The organism is Streptomyces sp. AM6-12, assembly GCF_044327085.1.
Taxonomy (GTDB): Bacteria; Actinomycetota; Actinomycetes; order Streptomycetales; family Streptomycetaceae; genus Streptomyces.
In genome coordinates, this window is sequence record NZ_JBIQWN010000001.1 from 5,522,831 (window position 1) to 5,537,891 (window position 15,061).

A 15,061-nucleotide genomic window follows, 5' to 3' on the forward strand; every position below is an offset into this window, starting at 1 on the left:
ACCGTCGGACAGGAGGGCCCATGTCGCTACCGGAGATCGTCTCGCGCGAGCAATGGCGCGCCGCGCGGGAGGAGTTGCGGCACCGGGAGGAGGCGGTCAGACGGGCGCGCGAGGCTCTCGGCGCCGAGCGGCGGCGGCTGCCCATGGTCGAGGTCGACCCGGAGTACCTCTTCGAGGGCGGCGACGGCAAGGCCACCCTCCTCGACCTCTTCGAGGGGCGCTCCCAACTCGTCGTCCACCACTTCATGTTCGCCCCCGAGTGGACGACCGGCTGCCCGTGCTGCGCCGCCTTCCTTGACCAGGTCGGCCACCTCGCCCATCTGCGCGCCCGCGACACCTCGTTCGCGGCCGTCTCGCGGGCGCCGTTCACCCGCATCCTGCCGTTCAAGGCGCGGATGGGCTGGGCGGTGCCCTGGTACTCCTCGTCTACGGGCGACTTCGCCGAGGACTTCGGGGCCACCGTGCGGGACGGCGGAGAACCGGTCGAGCGGCCGGGCCTGAGCTGCTTCCTGCGCGAGCGCGACCGGGTCTTCCACACCTACTCGGTGTACGACGCGGACCTGGACGGACTCGGAACCACCACCGCCCTCCTCGACCTGACTGCCCTCGGCCGCCACCCCGCGGGGAGCGAGGCGCTGCGCCTGCACGACGAGTACGAGTTCTGACACGCACAGCACGCTGCGTGTCGATAAGTGACCGAATCGTCACGATCCCTGCCGGATTCGTGTCAGGCATGTCTCAGTCGGGTCACCGGGCGAAGCGTTCGGCCCCCACGAAGCGTTCATTCAAGCAGGACGACGCTTTGTGGAGGTACGCGATGGTGAACGGGAGAACGGTGCTCGAACGCTTTCCCGCCGGGGGCCCGCGCGGATCCTGGCCCGCCGAGGAGTTCGCGCACGCGCGGCGTCTGGAGGGCCTGCCCGCGGAGGTCGTCATGGACCTCGCGACGGACGCGTTCCTGGTGATCGTGCGGGGGAGCGAAACGGTCAAGTGAGCCGCGCGCGGCGATGACGACGCGCTTACGCGGTGACGGTGCGCGACCAGTCCGGAGCCGTGCCCGTCGCCCGGCACAGCGCCAGGTAGAGGGGGATCGGCGGGGTGTACGGCGCCGTACACCCCGGACGGTGGACCAGCCGGGCGGCGCCCCTGACCAGGGCACCCGGAGCGTACTGAGCGGGCTCCGGCCATGGCAGGGCGTAGTCGGAGTCCGAGGGGACGAGCCACCACCAGTGGGCGTCGTCGGCGTACACACATCCCAGCCGCGGCAGCCGCGACACGACGAGCGGCCCGAGCCGGTCGGGCACCCCCACGGCATCGCAGCCGAGCGGCACCGTCATGCCCTCCGGCACCTGGAGCCGGTTGAGCGGCTCCGAGGCGGGGCGGCGGCGCTGTAGTCGTACCAGGGTGTCCATTCCGATCGCCCGCTCGAACCCCGCGGCCTCCAGGCGGACGTCGAGGCGCCTGCCGGAACCCCGGACGCCGTGTCGCCCCCGGCCCGCCGCGCCGGTCACGGCCGCTCCCGCAGACGCTGCTCGGGGGCCCGGTGCGGTCGGCGCTCCGGCACGCCGTACCGCTCCTGCGCCCCGTGCCACCGGTGGTCCGGGGTCCGCCGCGGGGGCCGGCCGGACGCCTCGTGCGGAGGATGCTGCGCCGGTACCCGGAGCGCGGGCTGCTCCAGCGCGTCCCCGACTCGGTCGGTACCCATTTCACCGTCCATACCGTGGTCCAAGCCGTGGTCCGTGCCAGGGGCCCTGTGGTGCTCCATGCCGTGGTCCTCGGTCTGTTCGTCGCCGTCGGAGCCGTCCGGCCGGTCCGGTTTGGGGCGGGCCGCACCCCAGCCCAGGTCGGCGCGCGGCCCGGTGGAACCCGGAGGCACCTCGTCCCGCGCCAGCTCGGCCCAGACCAGCAGTCCGGAGCCGTGCTCCTGCGCGCTCCAGGACCGGCACAGCGCCTCGACGAGGAGCAACCCCCTCCCGTGCTCCTCGTCGGGGCGCTGCGGGGACGGGTGGGGCTCGCCGGGGGCGCAGCCCTCGTCGCGTACGGCGATGCGCACCAGGCCGTCCCGGTCATGCAGCTCGCACACGACCCGCTCGCTGGCGGTGTGCACGATCGCGTTGGTCACCAGCTCCGATATGACCAGAGCCGCGCTGTCACAGGTGTCCGCGCACACCGACCAGCCGGTCAGCCGGGCCTGCGCCAGGCGCCGGGCCCGGGCGACGGAACCCGGATGCGCGGCCAGCTCGAAGCGGAACCGGCGCTCGACGGCGGCGCCCCGAGGGACCGCAGCCGTCGCGGCGCCGTGACCGGGGCGGTCCCCGGCGGCTTCTGTTCCTGAAGGCGCGGACGGAATCACGCCTGCCACTATCGCCCCGCCGCGGACACTTGGCAAGGGTCACTCTGAAAAATACAGAGTGCGCTGTGACTCGGTCAGGCGCCGTGGCACACTGCTCGCAACAGCACGTCGAGCGGCGCCAATTGGGTCCATCGGGGGTCCGACCCGATCTCCGAGTGAGTCTTCGAACGGCGCCGCAGGGCTGTCAGGGTTCCTTCGGAAGAAGGCTTTCGGTGGAGGTGGGAGCGTGAGCGAACCGCGGTCCGCGCCGACGGTGGGTCAGGTGGTCCTCGGGCGGCGCCTGCTGGACCTGCGGGAACGCGCCGGGCTCAAGCGTGAGGACGCCGCGCGGGTTCTGCGCGTCGCCCCCGCGACCGTCCGCCGTATGGAGATGGCCGAGGTCGCCCTCAAGATTCCCTACCTCCAGCTGCTGCTGAAGGCCTACGGCGTCCCCGACGAGGAGGCCGAGGCCTTCGTCCAGTTGGCCGAGGAGGCCAACCGCCCCGGCTGGTGGCAGCGTTTCCACGACATCCTGCCGAACTGGTTCTCCATGTACGTCAGCCTGGAGGGCGCCGCGAGCCTCATCCGCTCCTACGAGCCGCACTTCGTCCCCGGACTGCTCCAGACCGAGGACTACGCGCGCGGAGTGCTCAGATCCGGGGCGATCGGCCAGACCAGCCCGGACGACATCGAGCGCCATGTCGCGCTGCGCATGCGCCGCCAGGAACTCCTCCGGCGCCCCGACGCGCCCCGGTTCTGGGCCGTGATGGACGAGACCGCCCTGCGCCGCCCGGTCGGCGGCCCCGAGGTGATGCGCGCCCAGTTCGAACGGCTCATCGAGGCCGCGAGCCTGCCGAACGTGACGCTCCAGGTCGTCCCGTTCGAGAACGGCCCGCATCCGGGGACGTACGGGCCCTTCGTGCTGTTCCGATTCGCCATGTCAGAACTGCCGGACATGGTCTACAGCGAGTACCTGACCGGCGCGGTCTACCTCGACGCGCGCGCCGAGGTGGCGACCCACCTCGAGGTCATGGACCGCATGGCGGCGCAGGCCGCCACGGCGCAACGCACGAAAGAGATCCTCCAGGATCTCTGCAAGGAGCTGTGAATGAAACGCATCGAGCCGCGTTCCCGCGTCTACAACGGCATGCCCGCACGGGAGCTGGGCAGCGAGGGCTGGCACAAGCCCTGGAGCGGCGGCAACGGCGGCAACTGCCTGGAGGCGATGAAACTGGCCGACGGCCGCATCGCCGTACGCCAGTCCACGGATCCCGACGGACCGGCCCTGATCTATACCACGGACGAGATGACCGCCTTCATAGAGGGAGCCAAGGCGGGGGAGGCCGACTTCCTGCTTTCCTGACACGTGTCGCTTGTGTTGTTACTTGCTCGACTTCTGCTCCTGACAACAGGCTTGACCAACAGGCTCAACCGACCATCACCACAGACGCTTACGGAGTGCCGCATGAGCGGGCAGGACCCGACGGCCATCGAGATCGACACCAGCAAGCCGCATCCCGCACGGATGTACGACTGGTACCTCGGGGGCAAGGACAACTACCCCGTCGACGAGGAAATGGGCCGCCAGATGCTGGCGCTCGAACCTCGCGTGCCGGTCATGGCACGGGTCAACCGCGCCTTCATGCACCGCGCCACGAGGTGGCTGGCAAAGCAGGGCGTACGGCAGTTCCTGGACATCGGCACCGGCATACCGACCGAGCCGAACCTGCACCAGGTCGCCCAGGAGGTCGCGCCCGACGCCCGTGTCGTCTACTGTGACAACGACCCGATCGTGCTCGCCCACGCGGCCGCCCTGCTGCGCAGCACGCCCCAGGGTGCCACCGAGTACCTCCAGGCCGATGTGCGCGACCCGGACGCGATCATCGCCGGCGCCCGCGAGGTCCTCGATCTGAAGCAGCCGGTCGCCCTCTCCCTGATCGCCCTGCTGCACTTCATCACGGACGCGGACGGCGCGCACGAACTCGTCCGCCGGCTGCTGTCCGAACTGCCCTCCGGCAGCTACCTGATGATGACCCACGCCACCGCCGACTTCACCCCGGAGGAGTCCGCCACCGCCACCGACAAACTCAAGAGCGCCGGCATCACCATCGCCCTGCGCTCCCGCGCGGAGTTCACCCGCTTCTTCGACGGCCTCGAACTCGTCGAGCCCGGCGTCGAGATCGTCCACAAGTGGCACCCGGAGCTCGGCGAGCCGGTGCCGGGTCAGGACGACGGGGTGATTCCCGGATACGGTGCGGTGGCTCGTAAGCCGTAAGCCGTAAGCCGTAAGCGGGGGTGTGCGAGCCGGGGGGCGTAAGCCCTGGTCGGTGAGTGCGGCGGGTGCCCACGGGCGGGCAGGCGCCCCCGGCTCACACCCGCATCGGCTTGTCTCCGGGCGAGATCGGTGCGGGCAGCTGCGAACTGCCCGTCAGATACCGGTCGACGGCCGCCGCCACCGCCCGCCCCTCCGCGATCGCCCACACGATCAAGGACTGCCCGCGCGCCGCGTCCCCGGCTGCGAACACCCCCGGAACGTTGGTGGCGAAACCGACGTCACGGGCGATCGTGCCCCGCGCGTCGAGCGCCAGCCCCAACTGCTCGACCAGCCCGTCCTCCCGGTCCGGCCCCGAGAACCCCAGCGCGAGCAGCACCAGATCCGCCGGGATCGTCCGCTCGGTCCCCGGCACCGGCTGTCGCCGCTCGTCCACCTCCACCAGTTCGAGCGCCCGCACATGCCCGCCCTCGTCCCCGGTGAAACGCAGCGTCGACGCCGCGAACAACCGCGCGTCCGCGTCCGCCGCAGGCGCCGTCCGCAGCTCCGCCGCCTCCTCGTGCGCGGGCGACAGCCGGTAGACCTTCGGATACGTCGGCCACGGCTCCGCGTACTCGTCGCGCTCCGCCCCCAGCTGCGCGTAGATGTCCAGCTGGGTCACCGACGCGGCGCCCTCCCGCACCGCCGTGCCCAGACAGTCCGCCCCGGTGTCCCCGCCGCCGACGATCACCACATGCCGCCCCGCCGCCGACAACGGCGAAACCTTTAGATCCCCCTCGCCCACCCGGTTGGAAAGCGGCAGATACCGCATCGCCTGATGTATCCCCTCCAACTCCCGGCCCGGCACCGGAAGTTCCCGCCACGCCGTGGCGCCCGTGGCGAGCACCACCGCGTCGTACCGTGTCCGCAGCTCCGCCGCGTCGACGTCCCGGCCCACCGACACCGATGCGCGAAACCTCGTCCCCTCCGCCCGCATCTGCTCCAGGCGCCGCTCCAGATGCCGCTTCTCCATCTTGAACGAGGGGATGCCGTACCGCATCAGCCCACCGATCCGGTCGTCCCTCTCGTACACCGCGACCGTGTGCCCGGCCCGCGTCAACTGCTGCGCGGCCGCGAGCCCGGTGGGCCCGGAGCCGATGACGGCGACCGTCTTCCCCGACAGCCGCTCCGGCGGCCACGCCGGCACGAACCCCTCTTCCCAGGCCCGGTCGGCGATCGCGCACTCGACGTTCTTGATGGTGACGGCCGGCTGGTTGATCGCCAGCACACACCCCGCCTCACAGGGCGCCGGACACAGCCGCCCGGTGAACTCGGGGAAGTTGTTCGTCGCGTGCAGCCGGTCGCTCGCCGCCCGCCAGTCCTCGCGGGCCACCAGGTCGTTCCACTCGGGGATGAGATTGCCCAGCGGACAGGCGTCATGGCAGAAGGGGACCCCGCAGTCCATGCACCGGTCCGCCTGCTTGCTGATGATCGGCAGCAGCGCCCCCGGCACATACACCTCGTCCCAGTCCCGCACCCGCTCCCCGGCGGGCCGCCGCGCCCACTCCTGACGCGGCGTGGTCATGAACCCCTTGGGATCGGCCATGATCATCTTCCTCGCCTGGGCACCCCGCACCGGCCGCCCGACCGGCCATACGCCACCGGACGGCACATGTCGGCACTCTTCCGGCCACGATACGACTGCGGGGAGGGCGGCGCAGGGCGGCCGACGGGGTGCGGACGGGGCCGGTGGGCATCGCAGCCCTAGCCAAGGTCACCTTCTGTAGCCGGGGGTGCCGCCTCCCCGGCGCCTCAGCCCACGCCCGCTTCCCCGCCCCCCTGCCACGCCCGCAGCACTCCCTCCACGACGGGGGTGATCCGGCGCCGGGCCTCGTACCGTGGCACCCCGCTCATCAGCAGCTGGTCGTACGGCGTGTCCCCATGCCGTACGCCCGCCACGACCGCCGAGATCACCGCGCCCTCGGACAGCGCCCGCCCCGCCGCACTGCGCCCCACCCGTCCGCTGCCCCGCACGGAGGCATGCGCCGCGATCGCCCGCGCCCGCTCCGCCGGGCAGCCCGGGAACAGCCGGAGTATCTCCGCCGCGAACGCCGCCGCGAACCGCTCGTCCTCCACCCCCCTGCGCCGCGCGTCCCGCGCCCGCCGCCGGCGCCGGGCCTCCGCGTCCGCCAGGCACCGCTCCTCGGCCCGCGCCAGCGCCGCCTCCTCCACGAGCACACCTTGCCGCTCGTAACGGCCCTTGCGCCGGTTGAACCGCACCACCACCGCCGACAACGCGCTCTCCTCCCGCGACCTGCGAGTGAGCGCCGTGTCACCGCGCGGCAGCAGAACCAGGTGCCCGAGATCCGCGCAGCCCAGGCAGCGAGGAGCGCCGTCCTCCAGCACCAGTAGCGACAGCGGCCCACGCCGGCAGGCGGAACAGCGCTGGTGCTTGATGGGCTGAATGACGACAAGCCCGCGCGAGGGGCGGGGAGTTGAAGGGGTCTCCATGCTTGTTTCTTTCCCCCGTTTCGGTGCGCTGGCTTTCCTCGAGACGGACCGGCCGTTCAACCTGGTCCTCATTAATCCATTCCACGGCATAGGGCCCCTCGCCCCCACCCGCCCCCCTTCCCGCACCCGGCATCATGGCCCCGTGCGACTCGAAGCGATCACCTGGGAACGGCTCGCCGGACTGCTCGCCGACCGGCTTGCCGGGTCGGTGCCGGCCGACGGTGGCGCGTGGCTGCGCGTCGCCTTCGACGGGGCCCCGGCCGCCCGCCCCGGAGACCTGGCTGAGCGGGTCGGTGAGGCGCTCCGGGTGCGCGGCCGGCCTTCGCTGGTGGTCGGAGCGGAGGGCTTTCTGCGCCCCGCCTCACTGCGCCTGGAGCACGGACGGCGCGACGCGGAGTCGTACTACGGCGGCTGGTACGACACAGGCGCCCTGTGGCGCGAGGTGTTCGGCCCGCTCGACCCCGGCGGCAGCGGGCGCGTCCTGCCCGACCTGTGGGACCCGGACACCGACCGCGCCACCCGCAGCCCGTACATCCAACTCCCTCCCGGTGGCGTCCTGTTGCTCCACGGCCCCCTTCTGCTGCGCCACTGGTTCCCGTTCGACCTGACCGTCCACGTCCTCCTGTCCCCGGCCGCTCTGCGCCGCCGTACTCCCGAAACCGATCACTGGACGCTCCCCGCCTTCGCGCGCTACGAGACGGAGACCGACCCGGCCACCACGGCGGACGTCCTCGTCCGCGCCGACGATCCACGCCACCCCGCCTGGCGCGGCTGACCTCCGGCGATCGCCGCACCGGAACGGCCGCGTCGCCCGCACGGTCCGTGCCGGACCATCGGCACCCGCCCGTCGCCCCGTGTGCCGCCGGTCAGGGCGGTCGTCGCGGCTCAGAGCCAGCCGTTGCGGCGGAACCCCCGGTACAGCGCCAGGCACGCCGCCGCCATCACCCCCATGGCCAGCGGATAGCCGAACCGCCAGTGCAGCTCCGGCATGTGGTCGAAGTTCATGCCGTACAACCCGCACACCATGGTCGGTACGGCGATCACGGCCGCCCATGCCGTGATCTTCCGCATGTCCTCGTTCTGCGCGACCGTCACCTGCGCGAGGTGTGCCTGGAGGATGGAGTTGAGCAGTTCGTCGAAGGCGGCTATCTGCTCCGTGGCGCGGGTCAGGTGGTCGAGCACATCCCGGAAGTACGCCTGTATGTCGGGGGCGACCACCCGCAGGGGTCGGGTGGCCAGGTTCTCCACGGGGCGGGCCAGCGGCATCACCGCCCGCTTCAGCTCCAGCAGTTCACGCTTCATCTGGTAGATGCGCCCCGGATCGAGCCGCGCACCCCCTTCCGAGAACACCTCCGTCTCCACCTGGTCGATGTCGGCCTGCACCGCGTCCGTCACACTGAGATAGCCGTCGACCACATGGTCCGCCAGTGCGTGCAGCACCGCCGCCGGGCCCTTGGAGAGCTGGTGCGGGTGTGCCTCCAGCTCCTCGCGCAGCGGCCCGAGCGAGCCGTGCCGGCCGTGCCGCACCGTGATGACGAAGTCCTCGCCGACGAAGGCCATGATCTCGCCGGTGTTCACCACCTCGCTGGTCGCGGTCAGCCGTTCGTGCTCCACGTAGCAGACGGTCTTGAACACCGCGAACAGGGTGTTGCCGTACTGCTCCAGCTTCGGCCGCTGATGAGCCTCGACCGCGTCCTCCACCGCCAGCGGATGCAGGTCGAACAGCTCGGCGACGCCCGCGAACTCGCGGTCCGTCGGCTCGTGCAACCCCAGCCAGACGAAGCCCTCGCCGGTCTTGCGGACCATCCGCACGGCTTCCAGTAGATCGGTGCACTGCGGTACCCGTATGCCGTCCTGGTACGTCACGCAGTTGACCACGGAGGAGCCCAGCGGCGAGCGGGCGGGATGGCTCAGGTCCACGCGCGGCCGCCGCCGGGTCAGCTGAGCGACCTTGCGCAGGCCGCCGGCCGTGCCCAGCTTCGTGACCTTCCGCAGATTCCCTGCCATGGACATCTGGGTCTCCTCGTGTGGATCTCCCCCTGCGACGCTTTCGCGCCCTGGCTCGAAAGTGTGCCAGTCCTGGGCAAAGAGCGGGCAAGCCTGTGGGAACACGGAGTTCCGCTTTGTTCCCGCCTGTGGAAAACCCCCGCCCTCCTCCGCCGAACCGTCCGTGCGCCCCCGCGGAGCCGGCCCCTCGTGCCAGTGGAGCCGACCGCCCGGACCCGCCAGTCACCTGCGATGATGCCCGTCATGACAGCATCCGACGGGTATCTCCTGGACAACCGGCAGCGCGAGGCGGGGGAGCGCTTCGACGCGTTCGCCACCCTGTTCGACCCCACGACCTTCCGGCACATCGAGGCCCTCGGTATCGAGCCGGGCTGGCGCTGCTGGGAGGTCGGGGCAGGCGGCACCTCCGTGGTGTCGTGGCTCGCACGGAAGGTGGGGCCGGACGGCGCGGTCGTCGCCACCGACATCGACACCTCGCGGCTGGCCCCCGTGGACCGCCCGCCGGTGGAGATCCGCACCCACGACGTGGGCGCCGAGGAGCCGCCGGAGGAGAGATTCGACCTGGTCCACGCCCGGCTCGTCCTCGTCCATGTCCCGGACCGCGCACGCGCGTTGAGGTCCATGATCCAGGCGCTGAAGCCCGGCGGCCGGCTGCTGATCGAGGACGCCGACCCCGCCCTCCAGCCGCTCACCTGCCCCGACGAGTACGGCCCCGAGCAGCGGCTCGCCAACCGGCTCCGCCAGGGCTTCCGCACTCTGCTCGCCGAACGGGGCGCCGACCTCTCCTACGGCCGCCGGCTGCCGCGCCTGCTCCGGGAGGCCGGACTGCGCGACGTCGAGGCCGACGGCTTCTTCCCCATGGCGTCGCCCGCCTGCACCGCCCTGGAAGCCGCGACGGTGCGCCAGATCCGCGGCCGCCTCCTCGACGCGGGCCTGGCCACCGACGAGGAGATCGACCAGCACCTCGCCAACGTCGAGACCGGCGACATGGACCTGACCACGGCACCGATGATCTCGGCGTGGGGCCGCAAGGCGTAGCCCGCCCCTCGACGCGGCGCACGGCTTCTCTCGCGCGGCCAACCCGCCCGTACCCGGCTCGACCGGCATCGGCGCAACCGCCTCGCCCGACGGTTCTGTCGGCCACCCCGCCCCTCAGCCGCTCCGCGCCACGCCGTCCCCGGCCACCCGCCCCGGACGTGGCGGTCTGCCGCCGATCCGGGCCACCGCCCGCGCGCCCGCCCGGCACCCCCGCGCCGCCGCCTCTGCCGGGTCCGCGCCCGCGAGGAGGGCGGCGAGGAAGGCGCCGGTGAAGGCGTCGCCGGCACCCGTGGTGTCCCGCGCGCTCGCCGGTACGGCCGGGACGCGCACCGGCGCGCTCCCGGAGCAGGCCACCAGCGCCCCATCCGCCCCCGCCGTGACCACCACCAGCGGGGCGACGCGGCTCAACTCCGCCGCCGCGTCGGCCGGTTCCGTCAGCCCCGTCAGCAGGCAGGCCTCGTCGCGGCTGGGCAGCAGCGCGTCCAGCCCCTTGGTGAAGGCGAGGAACCGGTCGGCCCCCAGCTCCAGCAGGAAGCCGGCCGACGCCGGATCCATGCTGACCGGCACGCCCCGCGCGCGTGCGGCATCGAGCGCGGTCCGCGCGAGCGCCCGGCTCGACTCGGTGAAGAGTAGATAACCCGACAAGTGCAGCCAGCCGACCCCGTCGAGCAACGCGTCCGACCAGTCCACGGGCTCCAGCCGCAACGACGCCCCGCTGTCCGTCAGGAACGTACGTTCGGCCGCCGCGCCCGCGTCGACCAGGCACACCACCGTCCCGGTCGCCGCCCGCGGGTCGGTCACCAGCAGCGGTCGCACCCCGGCCGCGACCAGCTCCCGCTCGTGCCACTCCGCCGCGTCCGCGCCCACCCGGCCGAGCAGCCGTACGTCCGCACAGCCCGAATGAGCCGCCCAGCAGGCCACGTTGGCACCCGCGCCACCCGGTACCGTCCGGATCACCGCGGCGGTGTCCGTGCCGGTCGCGAGCGGCCCCCGGTGCCGGACGACCACGTCCGTGACGACGTCCCCGACGACCAGGAGCGCTCCCGTACGGCTCTCGGTCACCCCCGCGCCCACGCCGTGGCGATCCGCGCCCCGAGCCGTACATTGCCGCGCACCGCCGCCAGGTTGGCGCGCAGCGACGCACCATCCGTGTGCCGCACGAGGTAGTCGAGGAGGAACGGCGTCACCGCCTGACCGGTGACGCCCTGCTCCGCACAGGCGGCGAGCGCCTCGTCGAGCACACGCGCGTGCAGCTGGGGGTCGAGCTGTTCCGCCTCCGGCACCGGGTTGGCGACGATCAGCGCCGACTCGGGCCCGCCCAGCGCGTCCTGGGCCCGCATCACCTGCGCGGCCTCCTCGGGGTCGTTCAGCGTCCAGTCGACCGGATACCCCGAGTCGGAGAGGTAGAAGCCGGGGAACCGGTCCGTGCCGTACCCGGCGACGGGCACGCCCAGCGTCTCCAGCCGTTGCAGGGTCGCGGGCACGTCCAGGATCGACTTCACGCCCGCGCACACCACAGTGATTCCGGTCCGTGCCAGCAGCCCCAGGTCGGCCGACTCGTCCTGGGTCACCGTCCACTCCCGGTGCACTCCGCCCAGCCCACCGGTGGCGAAGACCCGGATGCCCGCCAGCGCGGCCAGCCGCGCGGTCGCCGACACGGTGGTCGCCCCGCTCGCCCGCGTCGCCACGGCGAACGGCAGATCGCGATGGCCCAGCTTGCGGATGCCGCCGTCCTCGGCGACCCGCTCCAGCTGTGCCTTGTCCAGGCCGATCAGCGGGCGCCCGTCGAGCACGGCGACGGTCGCCGGGACCACGCCCTCGGCGCGTACCGCGTCCTCCAGTTCCAGTGCCACCCGTAGATTGCGCGGGCGCGGCAGACCATGGGCGATGATCGTGGACTCCAGGGCCACCACCGGCCGCCGTGCCTCGATCGCCTCCCGGACCTCTTCCGACACCACCAGCACCATGTGGCCGCCTCCTGTCCGCCGGTCCCTGCCGCTATCCCTGGCGGGCACCGGCCACGGCTAAACCCGCAGGGGCCCGGCGGCGCACCCGAAGCGGCCACACCTGGCCGAACGGCTACCGGCCCTGGCCGGATCCGGCGGGCGCCCGCTCAGAACAGCGGCTCGGGCAGCACCCCTTCCAGGGCGAGCAACTGCCGCTTGGTCTCCAGCCCGCCTCCGAACCCCCCGATTCCGCCGTCGCGCTCGACCACCCGGTGGCACGGCACGATCACCGGCAGCGGATTGGCGCCCATCGCCGCGCCCACCGCCTGCGCCCCGCCGGGCTGCCCGACCCGGCCGGCGAGATCGCCGTACCCCACCACGCTGCCGTACGGCACCCCGGCCGCCAGCTCCCGCAGCACCTGCCGGTTGAACCCGGAGATCAGCGACCAGTCCAGCGGCAGCTCGAAGTCCTGCCGCTCACCCGCGAAGTAGGCCCGCAGCTGACGTATCGCCTCGGCCAGCACCGGCGCCTGCGGATCCGCCACGGGCGCGCTGCCGAACCGCGCCGCCAGCCGCTCCAGCGCCCGCTCGCGCACCGCGTCGGTGGCGTGGAAGACCACGTTGACCAGTCCGTTCCTGGTCGCCGCCAGCATCAGCGGGCCGATGTCGGCCTCGACGACGGTCCACACCACCCGCTGCTCGTCCTGCCCATGGCTGTCCATGCGCCCACAGTACGACCCACCACTGACAACGCCCGCCACCCCCGGCTCGGCCCGCCCCCGGGGCCCCCGCGCCCCCCGATCCGGCCCGCCTGCCCCGCGACGCCCGCGCCCGCCGCCCGGCCCCGCACCGGCATCCCGCCCACGGCCGCGGCTCGGCTCACTTCGGGTCCAGCGCCGCCCGCACCACGTCCGCCTTGCTGCTGATGATCCCGTCGACGCCGTACCCGGCGACCTTGCGGGCGGTGGCCTTGTCGTCCACCGTCCAGGCGTACACCCCGAGCGGCCGGCCGTGCGGCCCGCGGACGCCGTGCACCGCCGACACGTACGACTTGGTGAGTGACCCGTACGACGGATTGATCAGGTCGGCGAAGCGCGCGTACTGCTTCAGCTGGGAGACCGGGGGCGCCCCGAGGTAAGCCGTGGTCAGCGCGGGCTTGAGCTCGTGCACGGTCCGCACGCTGTCCGCGCTGAAGCTCTGCACGACGAGCCGCTTCAGATGGCCGCGGTCCAGCCAGCCCTCGTTGCCGAGGACCTTCAGGATCTGCTGCTCGATGCCCGGATACAGCTCCGGGTTCTTGACCTCCAGGAGCAGGTTCTCGTGGTTGCGCTCGACGCGACGCATGTACTGCTCCAGCGTCGGCACGCGCGTGCCCGCGAAGGCGGGGGAGAACCAGCTTCCCGCGTCCAGCCGGGCGATCTCGGCGGCGGTGAAGTCCTTCACCTTCCACGGCGCCCGGCCGGGGAAGACCTTCTCGGCGTTCGTGGTGCGCTTCAGAGTGTCGTCGTGGATGACCACCAGCCGGCCGTCCTTGGTCCGCTGGACGTCGTTCTCGACCCACGTGGAGCCCAGCCGCGCCGCCTCGTCGATCGAGGGCAGCGTGTTCTCGGGAGCGTAGGCGGGGGCACCCCGGTGGGCGATCACCAAGGGCGGCCGGACGCCCGCCTTGGCGTCGGAGGTGAGGCCCACCAGGGCCACCGCGGACAACACCGCCAGGACCACGGCGGCCATCGCGGCGACCAGGCGCATGTGCATGCTTACTCCTCGCGTCGAGCGGAAACCCACAGCACCGGACCGACGACCCATGGCACGGGCCGGCAACCGACAGCACCAGAGTGACAGCAGAGCGGCAACGGTACGCGCCTGCACGAAGGTCACATATGGCAGTAAGACGCCGCCTGGCGCTCACCGGTGTCTCACAAGTGGGGCAAGGCCGTGTTTCTTTGTCGGAAAGTCGTTCGACCAGTCCGGTGGCAGTCATACTCTCAGCGACACCCCGGCCGCCCGCGCGGTCCTGGTACGGCGCGTATTTTCGGGGTTTCCGGGACGGACGAGGGCGAAGGGCAGCCGCGGATGCAGGGCACGGTCGACGGTTTCGGCTACGGGGCCGTCACCCCGTTGGTGGCCTTTCTGATGGCCTGCCTCGGCGGCGCCCTCGGGCTGCGCTGCATCACCCGGTCCCTGCTGGTCACACACTCGCGACGACCGGCCTGGCTGGCCCTCGGCGCCGCCGCGCTCGGCTGCGGCACCTGGACCATGCACTTCGTCGCCATGATGGGCTTCAGCATCGAAGGGGCCCCCGTCCACTACGACGAGCCGGTCACCTACGCCAGCCTCGGGCTCGCCGTCGTCATGGTCGGCGTGGGTGTCTTCATCGTCGGCTACCGGGGCGCCACCGGGGCGCCCCTCTTCACCGGTGGCACCGTCACCGGGCTGGGCCTCGCCTCGATGCACTACCTCGGCATGGCCGGGATGCGCTTCCACGGCAGCTTCGCCTACAGCACCCCCACCGTCGTCGCCTCCGTCGCCATCGCGGTCGCCGCCGTCACCGCAGCCCTGTGGGCCGCCGGACGCGCCCGCGGTCTGCTGCCCAGCGTGGGGGCGAGCCTTCTGATGGGCCTTGCCGTCAGCGGCATGCACTACACGGCCATGGCCGCCCTCTCCGTCCACCTCGACGGCACCGCCGAGTCCACCGCCGACACACCGGACGCTTCCGCTCTCGTCCCCATGCTGCTCGGCCCCCTCGTCCTCCTGGTCCTCGCCGGTGTCGTCGTGATCCTCGACCCGATGCTGGTCCTGCGCCGCCCCGAGCAGGCACCCGCCCTGTCCGCGCCTGGTGTCCCTGCGACCTCCCTCACCCCGCCCACCGGCCCCCGCCGCGCCTCTCACCTGCACCGACACCCCGACAGGGGGCCCGTACGGCAGGGCGCCCGCACCCCGCAGAACCGCTGACCGGGCCCCGTTGTCAGTGGGGGG

The 15,061-nt window shown here is 72.4% G+C and carries 17 protein-coding genes; 8 read left to right on the plus strand and 9 right to left on the minus strand.

Annotated features, from left to right (window positions below; genetic code table 11):
* Positions 1–20 precede the first annotated feature (20 nt).
* Positions 21–665, plus strand: a complete 645-nt coding sequence (locus ACE4Q9_RS25085) for a DUF899 domain-containing protein (protein ID WP_397986492.1) — start codon at positions 21–23, stop codon at positions 663–665.
* Between the two features lie 152 nt (positions 666–817).
* Complete coding sequence (locus tag ACE4Q9_RS25090) at positions 818–994, plus strand: hypothetical protein (RefSeq protein WP_397986493.1); 177 nt, start codon at positions 818–820, stop codon at positions 992–994.
* Positions 995–1,019: 25 nt separating this feature from the next.
* Here ACE4Q9_RS25090 and ACE4Q9_RS25095 read toward each other — a convergent pair whose 3' ends face one another.
* On the minus strand, positions 1,020–1,412 hold the full coding sequence (locus tag ACE4Q9_RS25095; RefSeq protein WP_397987320.1) for a hypothetical protein: 393 nt from the start codon (positions 1,410–1,412) through the stop codon (positions 1,020–1,022).
* A 95-nt stretch (positions 1,413–1,507) separates the two neighbouring features.
* Positions 1,508–2,353, minus strand: a complete 846-nt coding sequence (locus tag ACE4Q9_RS25100; protein WP_397986494.1) for an ATP-binding protein — start codon at positions 2,351–2,353, stop codon at positions 1,508–1,510.
* A gap of 226 nt (positions 2,354–2,579) precedes the next feature.
* Between ACE4Q9_RS25100 and ACE4Q9_RS25105 the strand changes: the two genes are divergently transcribed.
* The 3 genes from ACE4Q9_RS25105 to ACE4Q9_RS25115 all read left to right on the plus strand — a co-directional run bounded on the left by ACE4Q9_RS25105 (position 2,580) and on the right by ACE4Q9_RS25115 (position 4,607).
* On the plus strand, positions 2,580–3,440 hold the full coding sequence (locus ACE4Q9_RS25105) for a helix-turn-helix domain-containing protein (RefSeq protein ID WP_397986495.1): 861 nt from the start codon (positions 2,580–2,582) through the stop codon (positions 3,438–3,440).
* Positions 3,441–3,695, plus strand: coding sequence for a DUF397 domain-containing protein (locus ACE4Q9_RS25110; RefSeq protein WP_397986496.1), 255 nt, complete (start codon positions 3,441–3,443; stop codon positions 3,693–3,695). It abuts the gene before it with no gap.
* Between the two features lie 102 nt (positions 3,696–3,797).
* A complete protein-coding gene (locus ACE4Q9_RS25115; protein WP_397986497.1) occupies positions 3,798–4,607 on the plus strand; it encodes an SAM-dependent methyltransferase in 810 nt (269 codons plus the stop codon).
* A gap of 94 nt (positions 4,608–4,701) precedes the next feature.
* Here ACE4Q9_RS25115 and ACE4Q9_RS25120 read toward each other — a convergent pair whose 3' ends face one another.
* The gene (locus ACE4Q9_RS25120) at positions 4,702–6,189 is read right to left on the minus strand and encodes a glutamate synthase subunit beta (protein WP_397986498.1); all 1,488 of its coding nucleotides are present in this window, start codon (positions 6,187–6,189) and stop codon (positions 4,702–4,704) included.
* 206 nt (positions 6,190–6,395) lie between these two features.
* The gene (locus ACE4Q9_RS25125; RefSeq protein ID WP_397986499.1) at positions 6,396–7,094 is read right to left on the minus strand and encodes a DUF2293 domain-containing protein; all 699 of its coding nucleotides are present in this window, start codon (positions 7,092–7,094) and stop codon (positions 6,396–6,398) included.
* A gap of 142 nt (positions 7,095–7,236) precedes the next feature.
* Between ACE4Q9_RS25125 and ACE4Q9_RS25130 the strand changes: the two genes are divergently transcribed.
* Positions 7,237–7,869 carry a uridine kinase gene (locus tag ACE4Q9_RS25130; RefSeq protein WP_397986500.1) on the plus strand — a complete coding sequence of 211 codons (633 nt, stop codon included), beginning with the start codon at positions 7,237–7,239 and terminating at the stop codon, positions 7,867–7,869.
* A gap of 110 nt (positions 7,870–7,979) precedes the next feature.
* Here ACE4Q9_RS25130 and ACE4Q9_RS25135 read toward each other — a convergent pair whose 3' ends face one another.
* On the minus strand, positions 7,980–9,107 hold the full coding sequence (locus ACE4Q9_RS25135; protein WP_397986501.1) for a magnesium and cobalt transport protein CorA: 1,128 nt from the start codon (positions 9,105–9,107) through the stop codon (positions 7,980–7,982).
* Between the two features lie 237 nt (positions 9,108–9,344).
* On the opposite strand from ACE4Q9_RS25135, the gene ACE4Q9_RS25140 reads away from it, so the two are divergent.
* On the plus strand, positions 9,345–10,139 hold the full coding sequence (locus ACE4Q9_RS25140; protein ID WP_397986502.1) for a methyltransferase domain-containing protein: 795 nt from the start codon (positions 9,345–9,347) through the stop codon (positions 10,137–10,139).
* A gap of 114 nt (positions 10,140–10,253) precedes the next feature.
* Here the strand turns inward: ACE4Q9_RS25140 and ACE4Q9_RS25145 are convergent, their stop codons facing one another.
* The 4 genes from ACE4Q9_RS25145 to ACE4Q9_RS25160 all read right to left on the minus strand — a co-directional run bounded on the left by ACE4Q9_RS25145 (position 10,254) and on the right by ACE4Q9_RS25160 (position 13,840).
* Complete coding sequence (locus ACE4Q9_RS25145) at positions 10,254–11,213, minus strand: carbohydrate kinase family protein (protein ID WP_397986503.1); 960 nt, start codon at positions 11,211–11,213, stop codon at positions 10,254–10,256.
* On the minus strand, positions 11,198–12,106 hold the full coding sequence (locus ACE4Q9_RS25150) for a pseudouridine-5'-phosphate glycosidase (protein ID WP_397986504.1): 909 nt from the start codon (positions 12,104–12,106) through the stop codon (positions 11,198–11,200). Before ACE4Q9_RS25150 ends, ACE4Q9_RS25145 begins: the two co-directional genes overlap by 16 nt.
* Before the next feature lie 146 nt (positions 12,107–12,252).
* Positions 12,253–12,807: a methylated-DNA--[protein]-cysteine S-methyltransferase gene (locus ACE4Q9_RS25155; protein WP_397986505.1), complete on the minus strand. Its 555-nt coding sequence runs from the start codon at positions 12,805–12,807 to the stop codon at positions 12,253–12,255.
* A 157-nt stretch (positions 12,808–12,964) separates the two neighbouring features.
* Positions 12,965–13,840: a glycerophosphodiester phosphodiesterase gene (locus tag ACE4Q9_RS25160; RefSeq protein ID WP_397986506.1), complete on the minus strand. Its 876-nt coding sequence runs from the start codon at positions 13,838–13,840 to the stop codon at positions 12,965–12,967.
* Between the two features lie 318 nt (positions 13,841–14,158).
* Here ACE4Q9_RS25160 and ACE4Q9_RS25165 point away from each other — a divergent pair, with 318 nt between their 5' ends.
* Positions 14,159–15,037, plus strand: coding sequence for an MHYT domain-containing protein (locus tag ACE4Q9_RS25165; protein ID WP_397986507.1), 879 nt, complete (start codon positions 14,159–14,161; stop codon positions 15,035–15,037).
* Positions 15,038–15,061 lie beyond the last annotated feature (24 nt).